Origin of the sequence: Niallia sp. FSL W8-0177 (assembly GCF_038006285.1) — a bacterium.
GTDB classification, from domain to species: Bacteria; Bacillota; Bacilli; order Bacillales; family Cytobacillaceae; genus Niallia; species Niallia circulans_A.
In genome coordinates this window covers 2115310-2130366 of record NZ_JBBOUX010000001.1, presented here as the reverse complement: position 1 = coordinate 2130366, position 15057 = coordinate 2115310, and the positions used below count along the sequence as shown (strand labels likewise).

The window sequence follows — 15057 nt, the reverse complement described above, 5'->3', positions numbered from 1 at the left end:
AGGAATTAGTTGAATCCATAAATAGTATCGATTACTTTTATATAGTCAATTCGAGGTCGATAACCTAGGCTGATGGAATGACCATTGCTTGCTAATTCTTGTTTTGTAATCGATTTTCTTCCGCCATTTATCATTCTTTCCCAAAATATAAATAGTTTTTCTGCATCTAAATAGAATATTTCATTCGTTTCAGAAAAAGAGATAATGACAAAGCAAATTCCTTGTTGCTCACATACCAAGCGCATATGCCTGATTTGGTGTTCATGGAAGTTATTCAGCGGGAAGGAAGTGGTATGCTTCGTTTCTTTCGCTTCAAAGTCAATATATTTACCTCGATAAACACCGTTATAGTCTGTAGTGGAAGCTTGTTTAAAATAGGCTTCTTTTATTACTGCAGCACTTCTTTTAGGGTAATCGACTTGAACAATTTGAACAGGCGTTGGCTTTTTATGTATGACAGCCTTACCAAATTCTAAATAGTATTTGTTGGTTTCGTTCAAATCATCCTCTAGTGTCATTCCCCGATTACTATAACTTACCTTTTTTTGCGACTTGGTATGTACATTTTTCAAGGGAGTGTACCTTTTCCCATTTGGATAATGAATCTTCATATTTCCACCTCACAAAGATTCTTTCAAAGTATAACTTAGTGCAATCAACAAACAATAATACCATAAAGCGTTCATAAGAGGTGAACAATTTGATAGGTAAAAAATCATATTTTTCTTCCTTGGAAGAAGAAAAACTTATTAATAGAATAAGACTAATTACCGATATGCGCAACTTTGACAATATTTCAAGAACGAAAGCATATCTCCACTATTATAACAAACATAAAGAAATACAATGGGCGTTTCTCGCGAGTCAGGTTTCCCGAAATGCAGGCTGGAATATGTGCGATTTGAATGGAACTTGGCTCCCACAAGTAGTTAGTCAAGAAAAAAGACAGCAAATATACTTAACTTACGAGAAAGCAAATTGGCTGATTTTTCAAGATGCATACCCCCAATTATTACTCTATGAATATTCGACGAAAAATAACTTGCCAATGTTTCATTTATTAAAATTTTTTCAAGTGTCCTCTTTTATGGTAGAAGAATGGAATCATTATTGGAAGAAAAAAGACAAGAAAAGATTAATGAATAGCTTAATCATCAATGAACAAAATGTTATTCATCAGCCTGTCATGGAAAACAAAAGAATAAAACATCATGTTTTTCATTATCTTCCATATCTTTTTCAAGATTTGTTTCATTTTAATGCAGTCCTCTTTCCAACTACACAAGGAACACTTTATGGGGCAAGCGTTTCTAACTTCACATCACTAAGCGCACGGATTAAGCTTGGCAATACATTAGCAAGTCTTTTATTTAAACCTAATTTATATCAAGAGTTCTATGATTTTGCAAGGAAAAATGAACATACAGGTTCGAGGAGAGATTATGAAAAATATATATATCCTAATTTAGCCAATACAACACCCATTTTGCGAGCTGCTTATCCAGTGGTAAGGCATCAACATATACTAAGGGGGGATTGGTTCAAAAAGCATATTAAGAAAAAGTGGCGAAACCTTAGTGAACAGAAAGAACCTTTTCATATAACAGATTGGTATCTGAGAAAACAGCGGCAGTTACATGCACTTATTCGTCAGGAAAACAAATGGTTTAACTAATTTTTGCTTAATCTTGTCGAAATATAAACGAGTAATAAGAATATGTACTTTCTTTGCCGAATCTCTTCTAGTTTTGTCAACGATGCAGGATAGTTGCTAAAAAAAAAGAAATGAGTATATATCAAAATAGCTTGGGGGGATTTGCGTGGAAAATGCTTATACAAAAGAAAAGTTATTGAATATGTTAGAGGAAATTCAAGAGGAGCTAGATACATTGGATGAAGTGCTTTTAAATTCCGGTAAGCAAAACATGCAACTTGTGAAAGAGCATATTACTTCTTTAACTGATATAGAAAGAGGAATCGCTGCAATGGAGAAAAAAATAGCAGGCAGTAAATTAAATATTCGAACAGATAGCCAACGACAACGAATGCCTCTTTACTTGAACTTAGCAAAGTAAATCGTTAAAATAAAACCATTAACGATAATAGCAAAAAAATGGAGTGGCAAAATTGACGGAAAATCATCAGTTGATGGAACATACAGCTAAGCTTCTAGAAGCAGTAGAGTATGCAGTAGATACGTTTTACAAAGTGAAGGAATCAGGGGTAAATGAGGATTTTTATGAGGTTGTCCGACCATTTGCCAATCAGATTAAAGTGCTTAATGATAAATGGAAAGAAATGGCGACAGAGTGGGTGCGGAAATCCAAGCCTGATTATTTGAATACAATACAAATAAATACAGCGGCTGATCATATCGAAATTATTTCCATCCAAGCATTTTTTACGCAAACAAGTAAAAAACGCTTTCTTGATTCAGCTAAATCGGTAAAATATATATTGCAAACATTACTGGATGCGTTAAAAAGTGAATCGAAATAAGGATTAGTAAAAGGGAGATGAAATTTCTCTTTTTTTTTGCTTTTTTGATAAATATAAAGTTCAGTTCCTTTTGGGATAACAAAAGAGGTCAAATTAGTTGTACATCAATGCACAGTATAGGCGGTATTATCATATAGTAGATAAGGATATCTTTAACGTGGGAGGATAGAATTTCATGCATAAAGCATCTAATCAACAAAGCTGGAACATACCATCTTATCATACCGCTTATACGCATCCTGTGTCTTTTGATAACAGACAGTATCATCCATATTTAAATCAAGGTCAATGGAATGGAGCAGGCATGAACGGGCAAAATTTCTATAACATACCACCGATGCAGCCGAATTATCAAAATAACCAATCAAGTTATTACCACCCGCAAAATGCTTATAAAAACAATACACAAGATATATTCCAAAATCCACTTCATTATATGGAGAACAGCGAACAGAATCAATATACAACCAATTATATGAATCAAAATCAAGGCTTTATGAATCCATATCCAAAGCAGTCCTTTATTCCAAAAAAACAAGGAAATATGAAAAGCATCATGAATTCTTTTAAATCACAAGATGGTTCTTTAGATTTTAATAAAATGATGGATACTGCAGGAATGATGATGAATGCAATGAACCAAGTAACAGGCTTGGTAAAAGGAGTCGGTGGAATCTTTAAGGTGTAACATACCATACTAATACGAAGTAATAAGCGGAGGCTGTCATGTGACAGCCTCCATTTCTTTTTCTCTACTTACCAGCGGTGTGCTTTTGCATTACTTCTTAGAATGATATTATTCTGAGACATTTGCGTATGCCCATTTACTTGGGATTTAGAACGTTTAGGTCTCGTCCAATTGTGATGAAAAAGCGCAGAATGAGAATCTAACTGATCTCTATAACTCATCATATCACCTCAGGAAGTAAGATTAGAAAGAAGTAGAAGGGATAGAAAAGATATCTCTCCTTCTAGCGTATAGAAGGAGAGGATTTTCTTTTAACACCCACTATTAATATGTGCAGAGAAAGGAGAATTTACTCTTTCTGAATTAGTTTCTATCCTCAATCATAATTTTTTTCCCTTTTTGTTTAGGGACTTTAATTGTAAGCAATCCATTTTGATACGATGCTGTTACTTTTCTTTCATCAATTGGATGAGGAAACGCAATGCTTCTGCTGTTTCGTTTATACGTTTTACTTGTATGAAATGTTTTAGTCTGCGAATTTTCCTCTGTTAGAATTTCCTGATGATTAATGCTGATAGTTAAATAATGATCATAGATGTCCAATTGAATTTGCTCTTTATTAACTCCGGGCAGTTCTGCTTTAATAATCGTGGCACCTTCTGTTTCATTTACACTTAATGGAAAAGCCATATTTGGAAATGGGTTACTAAAAAATTCATCCATTTGCTGCAGGAAGTTTTTCACTGGCTTTTCCTGAAAAAACTGATTCATGGAACGCATGAATCCATTAAATGGTTGCGGTGTTTTTTCTTTTTTGTTTGGGTCGATTGGGAAATTGGATGACATAATTAAATTCACTCCTTACACTTAAAACATGAATGAAAGATTCAAACATTTTTTAATTACTTTTAAGATAACTGAAAGGGATATACCTTTTTTTCCTATCCTATGCCCAATAGCTTAAATTGGTGTTTGGATTCTCATATTTTGAAATACAATATGCTCAGGTGGGTTTTTCGTTCATCCATATTGAAAAAAGTGATATATTAAAGGAAAAAGAAAGAAAGGAAGTTTTTATAGATGAATCATATTGTAGTTGACAATGAACAACTATCCTATATAGAAGAAGGAAAAGGAGAAACCGTTATATTAATTCATGGTTTTTGCGGCAGTGTTGATTATTGGGAGTATATTATTCCACTCCTTTCAGAAAATTTCCATGTGATAGCAGTAGATCTAAGAGGACATGGCAGCTCTACCTATAGGGGCGAATCATTTGAGATAGAAGATTTAGCCAAGGATATAAATAAACTATTGGAAAAATTAGAGATAGACAAAGTATATATGTTTGGCCATTCGCTCGGCGGCTATGTAACATTGGCATTTGCTGAACTTTTTGCCGAGCATTTAAAAGGATTTGGCTTAGTACACTCCACTGCTTATCCTGATACAGAAGAAGGGAAAGAAGGACGATTAAAGGCTATTCGTAAAATCCAAGATCTTGGAATAAAAGAGTTTGTCAATGGGCTAATTCCTAATTTATTCGCAGATGAATCACTAAGGGATTTACCTAATGAAATAGAAAAAGCGAAAAAAATTGGCTATCAAACCGATGGAATTGCGGCGATGGAGACACAAGCAGCAATGAGAAAAAGACCAGATAGAAATGGTGTAATTGAACAGGCAAATGTTCCTGTTTTACTTATAAAGGGGACGAAAGATAAAGTGGTTTCCTTAGATCGCGTTACTTCTGCTTCAAATCCGAAAGTGTCAGAAGTTCAATTAGAAACAGGGCATATGAGTATGCAGGAAGCCCCACAGAAGTTGGCAAACGCCATTTATTCCTTTATTTCGTCAAATAGTAAATAATGGTTGCTTTTTTCTTGTTAAAATCTCTTTTAAATCGAACGTCTATTCGGTAAAATAGATATAGTAGAGGTGAAACAAAATGAAAGTACGTAAAAATCTTCAAGAAATTATAAGGGATTTAAAAACAAAAGATGAATATAAAGAGAGAATTTCTTTTTGGCATACAATAGAAGCGAAAGAGGCGGTTACCGTTCCTCTTCCAGATGATTTAATTCCTAATTTAAAAGATGCTTTGCAAAAGCGCGGGGTCACCCGGTTATATACACATCAACATTCATCGTATCAAGCAATTCGGGAAGGAAAAAGTATCGTTGCTGTTACCCCAACAGCATCAGGTAAAACGCTTTGCTACAATCTGCCGGTCATCCAGTCGATTGCAGAGGACAAAAACGCCCGAGCATTATATATGTTTCCTACAAAGGCACTTGCACAGGATCAGAAAAGTGAATTGAATGAATTAATTGAAAGTGCAGAACTACAAATAAACAGTTATACATATGATGGAGATACACCAGCTTCTATTCGGCAAAAAGTTCGAAAAGCTGGCCATATTGTTATTACCAATCCAGATATGCTTCATTCTGCCATTTTGCCCCATCATACAAAATGGGTATCTCTATTTGAAAATCTTAAGTACGTCATTATCGATGAGCTGCATATATACAGAGGTGTATTTGGGAGTCATGTAGCCAATGTTATCCGTAGGTTAAAACGGATTTGTGCATTTTATGGCAGCAATCCTATCTTTATATGTACATCTGCTACGATTGCAAATCCAAAAGAATTAGCGGAAAATTTAACAGAACAGCGGGTTCAATTAATAAATAATAATGGTGCTCCAAGTGGAAAGAAACATTTTGTTTTTTATAATCCTCCTATTGTGAATATCCCTTTGAATATAAGGAGAAGTGCTACTTTAGAAGTACGCCAATTAGCAGGTGAGTTGCTAAAAAATAAAATTCAAACAATTATTTTTGCCAAAAGCCGTGTACGAGTAGAGATATTACTTACGTATTTACAGGAACTTGTCAAATTTCAACTTGGACCTAAGTCTATTCGCGGCTATCGAGGTGGCTATTTGCCAACAGAAAGAAGAGAAATTGAACAGGGATTACGTCAAGGCAATATTTATGGAGTGGTCAGTACAAATGCGTTAGAGCTAGGAGTAGACATTGGACAACTTCAAGCTTGTGTCATGACTGGATACCCGGGTACAATTGCAAGTTCGTGGCAGCAAGCAGGAAGAGCAGGTCGCAGACATGACGAATCTCTTGTCATTATGGTCGCTAGCTCAAGTCCTCTTGATCAGTATATGGTGGCAAATCCAGATTATTTTTTTAGCAGAAATCCAGAAACGGCGAGAATAAATCCTGATAATCTTATTATTCTCATAGATCATATGAAATGTGCAGCATATGAACTACCCTTTAAAGAAGGGGATACCTTTGGTAATTGTGAAATTACCGAAATTCTTGAATTTTTAACAGATGAGCGCATTCTCTTTCAAAATGGGGATAAATGGTATTGGATGAATGATTCTTTTCCAGCTCATAATATTAGTCTCCGTTCCGCTTCTCAAGAAAATATTGTTATTATTGATATCTCGGATGTAAGTAAAAGCAGAGTAATTGGAGAAAGCGATCGCTTTTCAGCGATGACGTTATTGCATGAAGAAGCAATTTATATGCATCAAGGAATTCAATATCAAGTAGAAAAGCTTGATTGGGAAGAAAAGAAAGCCTATGTCCGCGAGGTAAGTGTCGATTATTATACAGATGCAAATTTAGCGGTATCTTTAAAAGTGTTAGAAGAAGACAATAAAAGTAACTATCAAAAAGCAGAAACTGGATTTGGTGATGTCAGCATTGTTGCAATGAGCACCATTTTTAAAAAAATAAAATTTGAAACCCACGAAAATATTGGATCTGGCCCGATTACTCTGCCAGAAGAGGAGCTCCATACAAATGCAGCATGGATCTCTTTCCAACCAAGTGATCTAGAATGGGAACAAGAGCAAACAGAACAGGGGCTATTAGGGGCTGCTCATGCGTTAAAGCATATTGCCCCATTACTTGTCATGGCAGATCCACAAGATTTGCATGTAGTCCCACAAGTTAAAGCAGAACATAATGAAAAAGCAACAATATTCTTCTATGACCAATATCCTGGCGGGATTGGTTTAAGTAAGAAGATATATGAAGAAATGCCTGCAGTATTAAAAGAAGCAAAAAAAATGGTGGGAAATTGTTCCTGTGAATACGGCTGTCCTTCCTGCATAGGGACAGAGAGCCATGCACATAACAGTAAAAGAGATGTAATGAAAATTCTCTCGCTTTTAGAGAATAGTGAGATTTCCATATAAGGGGATTAAAATGTCTATTAAAAATAAATTGAACAGAATGAAGACGCATCTAAAAAAAGAAGAGCAAACCCTTCCTGTGAAAAATCCCGAAGCAAAAAAAGGGACAATCCCATTCATGAAGGTGTGGGAACAGGAAAATGTCTCGCCTTATTGGTTAGATAGTGAATATTGCTTAATTCGGGAAGTGCGCTATCCTCTTGATTATAAACACGGGAATTATACGTTTCGAGATTTTTGTGGGGTGGTCGATGAATGGAATAAGGCAAGCTATGATCATCCCCTTTCTGCAAAAGGACATCAGCCTAAGGATTTATTCTTTTTTGATACAGAAACAACAGGACTTGGAGGCGGTGCAGGCAATACTATTTTTATCCTTGGTTACGCTCAGCTACAACAAGAGGAGATCGTTTTAAAACAGCATGTATTGCCACATCCTGGAGCAGAAGTGCCTTTATTTAATAGTTTTTTAGAAAATGTAGACTATACAACGCTCGTAACCTATAATGGCAAGGCCTTTGATTGGCCGCAAGTAAAAACAAGGCATACGCTAATTAAGGAGCATGTACCAAAGCTTCCTGAATTTGGTCACTTTGATTTGTACCACGCTTCCCGCCGTATGTGGAAGCATCGTTTAGAAAGAACAAAATTATCTATCGTGGAAGAAGAAATTCTTGGAGTAAAACGGAAGGATGACATTCCTGGGTTTTTTGCTCCGATGATTTATTTTGATTTTGTAGAACGAAAAAATCCTGAAGGCATGCTTGGCATCTTAAAGCATAATGAAATAGATATTCTTTCTTTAATCACCTTGTACACCCATCTAAGCAGTCAATTGCTAAGAAAAGATCAAGAAATCAGTGCAAGAGAGACTTTAGAGGTAGGGAAATGGTACGCAATTATCGGGCAAACGGACGTTGCCAAGCAAAACCTAGAGAGTATCAAGGACCAGGATAAAGAAGTGCTTTTAGAAGCAGCTTTTTTATTGGCTAAGGAATATAAAAGAGAGAAGAAGTTTGAAGATGCTCTTAGCTTGTGGCAAAAAATTACGGAAACATATACATGGGAGACGAATCAAATTATTGTAATTCAATCACTTATCGAACTAGCAAAATTCGCTGAACATAAAGAGAAAAATCCGCAAAAAGCATTGCAACTCACAAAAAAAGCGCAAAATCTACTTTATGAACAAGAAACTTTACCGAAGATGGAGCAGGAACTCCAAAAAAGGTACGAACGTCTAATTAGAAAACTGCATACGATTTAATGAATTCAATAATTCCATTAATAACCTAGTTGGATGTACTCTCTTTCCCTATTAAAATTAGTATTGGAAAATACTATTTTCCTGAATGAAGATAGGGAAAAAGAAGTAATTTCATAGAATGATAAATAGTCTAATTGAAACACAATGGAGTGAACGAATTGTATAAAGTAGTTATGTGTTTATTTTTTGTGCTAGTTTGTTTAACCATGATTTTATTTTCAACTCTAAAAGACAGCTTTTATACCTTCCTTTTATACAATTTTTTGCATTGATAAACAAAGCTTTAAAAAACATAACAAAATAGGTGTTTGTATTAGTACAAGATTATCCCTTTCAACATAAGTTGTTACTGTAAGATAACTAATTTATTTGAGAGGAGATTTTCTTATGCATTGTAAACCTAATAATATTTTACCTGCAGTAGTTCATCCGACAAAGTGTTGTGTGAATAACACTTTTACAAATAATATTGTGCCACATATTCACCCAACCCATACTACTACTGTAAATCATGTGAACTACGAGCACCAACATTTCTTCCCGCACACTCAATCTAGTGAGACAGTAGTAACTAATACTCAAGCTAATATGGGTCCTGCTCCAGCTCCATTCCCAACTGCGCCTACAGCACCTGCTTTTCCTCAAATGGGAGGAACTCCATTTACAGCTACTGGTCAATTCTTCCCAGGTCAAGCTGGTATGTCTGGAATGCCTGGTGGATTTCCATTCAGAAAACGATAAGGAAAAAACGCAAGAGGCTTTTTCAGTTCCTTGTAGATGATTGTAGACAAAAAGGGATCGGAATGTTTTCATTCTGGTCCTCTTTTGTCATTTCGGGTCTGTTTTTTTCATTATTATACGGAGTTTTTTGCTATAAAACAGAACAAATTAGCCTTAAGCTATAGATTAATGAGAATACGAGGAAGAAGTAGTGTAGCATTTCTTTTTTTCATCTGGAAATGAGTGGAAATATATTAGGTGGATTATTTTCATTCATTTTATCAAATACTTATCATATAATGAATCTGTAATGTTAGACTGGCTGGGAAAAGCAATCTTTGGCTAAAAAAGTATAAATTCTTTATGGGTTAATATATTTATGATATATTTTAAAGTAACTACGGTAATTGTGAAGGAGTTCCTTATATTATTATGAAAATAGCCGTCATTTCTGGCTATAAGCCTTTCGAAATTGGAATATTTAAGCGAGACGAATTAGCAGCCGAATACATAAAGATAGCAATTAGAAAGAACTTGCTAGCAATGCTGGAAGAAGGACTTGAGTGGGTATTAATTAGTGGCCAGCTTGGAACAGAGCTATGGGCTGCAGAAGTAGTATATGATTTGCAGATGGAAGAATACCCAGACTTAAAACTAGGGGTGATTACGCCTTTCCTTGAACAGGAACAGAATTGGAAAGAGGCTAATCAAGAATGGTATGAAGAAATAATCATGCAAGCTGATTTTGTTGATTCTGTTTCGAAGAAGCCCTATGAGAGTCCCCAGCAATTAAAAGATAAGAATATTTTTTTACTAAAAAAAAGTGATGCATTACTGCTTTTTTATGATGAAGAGAAACCTGGCAGTCCTAAGTACTTATATGAGCTAGCACTAAAGTATCAAGAGCAAAACACGTATGAAATTCGTAAAATTCAATTTTCAGATCTCCAAGATATTGTTGAAGAAATAAGGTTTCAGGACGAGTATTAATAGATTTATTGACAAAATGGCGTTTCTTTGAAAAAATAATTGAGATAAATGGTAATCGACTGAGGTGAGCGATAAATGCTATCAGATAAAATGAAACTAACAGCAAAAGATATTTTAGAAAAAGAATTTAAAACAGGTGTAAGAGGCTATAAACCAGAAGAAGTTGATAAGTTTTTGGATTTAATTATTAAAGATTATGAAACCCTTCACCAAGAAATTGAAGAACTGCAACAAGAGAATTTACGTTTGAAGAAGCTAGCAGAGGAAGCTAGTCGTAGACAGCCTGCTCCAACGACAGCTGGAACTACAAACTTCGATATCTTAAAAAGATTATCTAATTTAGAAAAGCATGTATTTGGAAGTAAGCTATATGATTAATGTTATTTAATAGACTGTGCATTATTGTAGTTGGAAAGATTATAAATTCCTATAATAACCATTGCATTAAATAGGTAAAACAACTATAATAGCTATTGTATCAATAAAACGCTTTGGTAATCGCTGCAAACATTGTTTGTAGAGGAAAGTCCATGCTCGCACAAGCTGAGATGCTTGTAGTGTTCGTGCCTAGTCAAAAAATAAGCTAGGGCAGCATATTAATGCTGACGGCAGGGAAAATACCTAAGTCTTCGGATATGGTATGAATACTTTTAAAGTGCCACAGTGACGTAGCTTTGTCAGAAATGACAAGGGTGGAACGAGGTAAACCCCACGAGCGAGAAACCCAAATTATGGTAGGGGAACTTTCTCTGAGGAAATGAACGGAAGAGAAGGACAGAAATTAATTTCTGTAGATAGATGATTACCGCCTTAGTACGAGATAAAAAGTCGCATGAGTACAAAGGAACAGAACATGGCTTATAGAGCGTGATATTGATTATGATGATAATAACATGACAAAGGGTGACACGTAGATTTGTGTCTGATATGCTGGGAGAATTTTTTCTAATCAGTATGTCATTCATATAATCTGGTCATCCTTTTTATATGGAATATACATACTAATTTGAAGCTATAGAAAGAGTAATAATGATACATAAGAAAATACAGCTAAAAGGATGATAAAGGAGTCGTTATGAGAAATTTTGACTTAATTGCTACTGCAGCAATGGGACTTGAAGCAATAGTTGCAAAAGAGGTAAGAGAGCTAGGCTATGAATGTACGGTTGATAATGGTAAAGTTTTATTTAAAGGCGACGAAAAGGCAATTGCAAAAAGTAATATGTGGCTTCGTACTGCTGATCGTGTAAAGATTAAAGTTGCTGAATTTAAAGCCACAACCTTTGATGAGCTTTTTGAAAAAACGAAAGCAATAAGATGGGAAGAATATCTTCCGGTAAATGCACAATTCCCTGTTTCAGGTAAATCTGTGAAATCAAAGCTTTTTAGTGTATCGGACTGTCAAGCAATTGTTAAAAAGGCGATTGTTAATCGGATAAGCACTCATTATAAGAAAACAGGTTGGCTAGAGGAAAACGGCGCGTTATTTAAGATTGAAGTTGCTATTTTAAAGGATATCGTTACATTAACGATTGATACTTCAGGACAAGGACTCCATAAAAGGGGATATCGTGCAGGGCAAGGGGAAGCACCTTTAAAAGAGACACTTGCTGCTGCCTTAATTTTATTAACCAATTGGACTGCGGATCGACCTTTTGTAGATCCTTTTTGTGGATCTGGTACCATTCCAATTGAAGCAGCTTTAATTGGGCAAAATATTGCACCTGGCTTTAATCGTGATTTTATCTCGGAAACATGGGATTGGATGCCAAGTGAAGTCTGGGAAGAGGTACGTCAAGAAGCAGAAGAAATTGCAAACTATGATCAACCACTGGAAATCATTGGCACAGATATCGATCATCGGATGATTCAAATAGCGCAAGAAAATGCTTTTGAAGCAGGATTGGGAGACCTTATTACATTTAAGCAAATGCAAGTAAGAGATTTTACCACAATGAAAGAGAATGGTGTTATTGTGGGTAATCCGCCATATGGAGAACGGTTAGGCGATAAACCGTCTGTTCAAAAAATGTATCAGGAAATGGGCCAAGCATTTGCACCACTTGAAACATGGTCTATTTATATGCTTACAAGTGATGAAGAGTTTGAAACACATTATGGCAGGAAAGCGACGAAAAAACGCAAACTATTCAATGGATTCATTCGAACAGATTATTATCAATACTGGGGCAAGCGAAAAAGAGACTAATACATAAAGTCTGCTTTTTAGGAAGTTACATCTGATAAATAAGTATATTTTTTGAGTAACAGTATATATTTATTCTATACGTAATTTTCTGGAGGGAAGTTTTATGAAAGATAGTAATATAGATTATACAAAAATAATCGGTGCTTTAAATTCATCAGTGAATTTAATAGAAGAAGAAGGTATTGCCGATCAAGCTGTTTTACAGCAATTATCTACAGCACAACAAATGGTTCAGCAGGCCATGACTTATTCCTTATCAAGGGATAGAGGGTAAGAGAAAGCAAACTGTTATAATCCAAAACAAATAATAATGAAATGATGTAAGAGAGGGTGCCTGATTCTTTTGAAGGCAACCCTCTTTTCACTTGAATATTGCAGTCAAATTGACTATGATTAAGGTTCGTCATGAAAAAATTAAGCAAATTATTCTTTGCTTATTAAATAGATAAAGATTAAAGACAAGCAGCATAATTCGTAGGTCGGAGGGGTTTACATGCAAAATAGCATGCCATTTGAAGTATCAAAAACTGAATCATTTTACGAGAAGCTGGGAGAATGGATTGGCGATGTCTTTTATGACATTCTTCCAGAAGCAGGTTATGAACTACGTGATGAGCAAGTATATATGGCTTATCAATTAGAAAAAGCGTTTAAGGAAAGGAAAACAATTTTTGCAGAGGCTGGAGTAGGAACTGGAAAGACCTTTGTCTATTTATTATATAGCATTTGTTATGCCCGTTATGTAAACAAGCCTGCCATTATTGCTTGTTCAGATGAGACGTTAATTGAACAGCTAGTTAAAAAAGAAGGCGATATTGCAAAGTTAGAGGAGGCGCTTGGATTAAATATTGATGTTCGTTTAGCTAAATCACGAAATCAATATTTATGCTTAACTAAACTGGATCAAAAAATTACATTCGAAGATACGTATAATACGATTTATGACAGCCTTCCAGATTTTGTGCACGGAACAGGTTCATTACAATCTTTTTCACCCTATGGAGACAGAAAAGACTATCCAGATTTGAATGATAAGGAATGGGAAGGGGTAGCATGGGATTCCATGCAAGATTGTTTTACTTGTGATAAAAGACATCGCTGTGGGCAGACATTACATCGAGATTACTATCGTAATGCTAAGGATTTAATCATTTGTTCTCATGACTTTTATATGGAGCATATTTGGACAAAAGAAGCTAGAAAAAGGGAAGGACAGCTTCCTTTATTACCTGATAGTGCTTGTGTTGTTTTTGATGAAGGACATTTATTAGAATATGCTGCCCAAAGTGCATTAACATACCGATTGACAGAGCAAAACTTAGAAAATCTCTTAACGCGTTTAATGGCAAACGATGTACGTGAGAAAACCTTAAATATTATTGAAGAAACTATTTATCAAAATGAACAGTTTTTTAGAGAACTAACAGATGCTTCCTATAAAACAGAGGGTTCAGATAAACAGGAAATCAAAAAAACGGATCGAGTAATCCAAGCCGGTAAAAAATTAGCAGGCTATATTTCTGAGCTAGAGGAAGAGCTTGTCTTTGAAAGTGAAATGTATGTTATCAATGAGTACGATTTAAAAGTTGTAGAAGAATATTTAGAGCAGATTTCTCATTCGTTAGGGTTATTTTTAAAGGAAATGAACGGAATAACCTGGTTTGAGGAAAATAACGGGGAAAGAACACTTGTTATTATGCCAAGACTTGTACAAGATATTATGCAAGAAGAAGTATTTAGTCAACAAAAACCGATTGTCTTCTCTTCGGCAACATTATCTGAGAATAAATCCTTTGAATATATGGCCAAAAGTATTGGCGCAGCTGATTATTTATCGTTTTCTGTTGATTCTCCGTTTGATTATGAAGAGAATATGGCTGTATATATTAAGTCATTCAATCAGAATGAAGACAAAGAAAAACAAGCATATTGTTATGAAGAGTTAATAAAAGCAGATGGTCGATCGCTTGTTCTTTTCAATAGTAAAGAAGATTTAGCTAGATTTAAGGACAATCTGCCACAGGAATTTTCTTTGCCGATATATTTTGAAGGGGAAAGAGAAATTAGTACCCTTGTTTCAAAATTTCAAAATGAGGAACAATCAATCCTTTGTGCAGTAAACCTATGGGAAGGACTAGATGTACCAGGGCGATCATTAGAAAACGTATTTATCTATTCTTTGCCATTCCCTCCAAATGATCCGGTTTATAAAAGCAAACGGGAAAATGTGGAAAATCCTTTTCTAGAAGTCGATTTACCATATATGGTATTAAGACTGCGTCAAGGTGTTGGTCGTTTAATCCGTACACATGAAGATAAAGGTACCATTCATTTATGTATGGATACCAATGTAGCAGACCTAGTAAAGAATGCTGTAATCGAAGCATTACCAGTAACAGCAATGTAATTGGTTAAATAATAAAATGACTCATAAGAAATTCTAAGTTGTTATCGAA

The 15057-nt window shown here is 35.1% G+C and carries 16 protein-coding genes and 1 other RNA gene; 14 read left to right on the top strand and 3 right to left on the bottom strand.

Annotated features, from left to right (window positions below; genetic code table 11):
- Nucleotides 1-5 precede the first annotated feature (5 nt).
- The gene (recU, locus tag NST77_RS10500; protein ID WP_123257837.1) at nt 6-611 is read right to left on the bottom strand and encodes a Holliday junction resolvase RecU; all 606 of its coding nucleotides are present in this window, start codon (nt 609-611) and stop codon (nt 6-8) included.
- 89 nt (nt 612-700) lie between these two features.
- Between recU and NST77_RS10495 the strand changes: the two genes are divergently transcribed.
- The 4 genes from NST77_RS10495 to NST77_RS10480 all read left to right on the top strand — a co-directional run bounded on the left by NST77_RS10495 (nt 701) and on the right by NST77_RS10480 (nt 3187).
- Complete coding sequence (locus NST77_RS10495; RefSeq protein WP_235850304.1) at nt 701-1675, top strand: DUF2515 family protein; 975 nt, start codon at nt 701-703, stop codon at nt 1673-1675.
- 145 nt (nt 1676-1820) lie between these two features.
- Nucleotides 1821-2075, top strand: coding sequence for a hypothetical protein (locus NST77_RS10490; protein WP_341122953.1), 255 nt, complete (start codon nt 1821-1823; stop codon nt 2073-2075).
- A 52-nt stretch (nt 2076-2127) separates the two neighbouring features.
- A complete protein-coding gene (locus NST77_RS10485) occupies nt 2128-2499 on the top strand; it encodes a YppE family protein (protein WP_095331908.1) in 372 nt (123 codons plus the stop codon).
- Between the two features lie 175 nt (nt 2500-2674).
- A complete protein-coding gene (locus tag NST77_RS10480) occupies nt 2675-3187 on the top strand; it encodes a YppG family protein (RefSeq protein WP_235850305.1) in 513 nt (170 codons plus the stop codon).
- Between the two features lie 68 nt (nt 3188-3255).
- On the opposite strand, the gene NST77_RS10475 is transcribed toward NST77_RS10480, so the two are convergent.
- Together NST77_RS10475 and NST77_RS10470 are read right to left on the bottom strand one after the other, a co-directional pair.
- Nucleotides 3256-3408, bottom strand: a complete 153-nt coding sequence (locus NST77_RS10475; protein WP_082138221.1) for a YpzG family protein — start codon at nt 3406-3408, stop codon at nt 3256-3258.
- Between the two features lie 142 nt (nt 3409-3550).
- Entirely contained in the window at nt 3551-4033 is a 483-nt protein-coding gene (locus NST77_RS10470; RefSeq protein ID WP_123257836.1) for an Hsp20/alpha crystallin family protein, read from the bottom strand.
- Between the two features lie 234 nt (nt 4034-4267).
- Here NST77_RS10470 and NST77_RS10465 point away from each other — a divergent pair, with 234 nt between their 5' ends.
- The 10 genes from NST77_RS10465 to NST77_RS10420 all read left to right on the top strand — a co-directional run bounded on the left by NST77_RS10465 (nt 4268) and on the right by NST77_RS10420 (nt 15008).
- Nucleotides 4268-5056: an alpha/beta fold hydrolase gene (locus tag NST77_RS10465; protein ID WP_095331912.1), complete on the top strand. Its 789-nt coding sequence runs from the start codon at nt 4268-4270 to the stop codon at nt 5054-5056.
- Nucleotides 5057-5135: 79 nt separating this feature from the next.
- Complete coding sequence (locus tag NST77_RS10460; protein ID WP_095331914.1) at nt 5136-7418, top strand: DEAD/DEAH box helicase; 2283 nt, start codon at nt 5136-5138, stop codon at nt 7416-7418.
- Between the two features lie 10 nt (nt 7419-7428).
- On the top strand, nt 7429-8682 hold the full coding sequence (locus NST77_RS10455) for a ribonuclease H-like domain-containing protein (RefSeq protein WP_445668908.1): 1254 nt from the start codon (nt 7429-7431) through the stop codon (nt 8680-8682).
- A gap of 387 nt (nt 8683-9069) precedes the next feature.
- Nucleotides 9070-9423 (top strand): CotD family spore coat protein, encoded by a 354-nt coding sequence (locus tag NST77_RS10450; protein WP_095331918.1) that lies wholly within the window; start codon nt 9070-9072, stop codon nt 9421-9423.
- Nucleotides 9424-9834: 411 nt separating this feature from the next.
- On the top strand, nt 9835-10392 hold the full coding sequence (locus tag NST77_RS10445) for a DUF1273 domain-containing protein (RefSeq protein WP_204259857.1): 558 nt from the start codon (nt 9835-9837) through the stop codon (nt 10390-10392).
- Between the two features lie 75 nt (nt 10393-10467).
- Nucleotides 10468-10770: a cell division regulator GpsB gene (gpsB, locus tag NST77_RS10440; protein WP_047940407.1), complete on the top strand. Its 303-nt coding sequence runs from the start codon at nt 10468-10470 to the stop codon at nt 10768-10770.
- Between the two features lie 108 nt (nt 10771-10878).
- Nucleotides 10879-11258, top strand: an RNA gene (gene rnpB, locus NST77_RS10435) — RNase P RNA component class B.
- 209 nt (nt 11259-11467) lie between these two features.
- On the top strand, nt 11468-12601 hold the full coding sequence (locus tag NST77_RS10430) for a THUMP domain-containing class I SAM-dependent RNA methyltransferase (protein ID WP_123257832.1): 1134 nt from the start codon (nt 11468-11470) through the stop codon (nt 12599-12601).
- A 103-nt stretch (nt 12602-12704) separates the two neighbouring features.
- A complete protein-coding gene (locus NST77_RS10425; RefSeq protein ID WP_163186195.1) occupies nt 12705-12875 on the top strand; it encodes a hypothetical protein in 171 nt (56 codons plus the stop codon).
- A 219-nt stretch (nt 12876-13094) separates the two neighbouring features.
- Entirely contained in the window at nt 13095-15008 is a 1914-nt protein-coding gene (locus tag NST77_RS10420; protein ID WP_095331924.1) for an ATP-dependent DNA helicase, read from the top strand.
- Nucleotides 15009-15057: the final 49 nt, after the last annotated feature.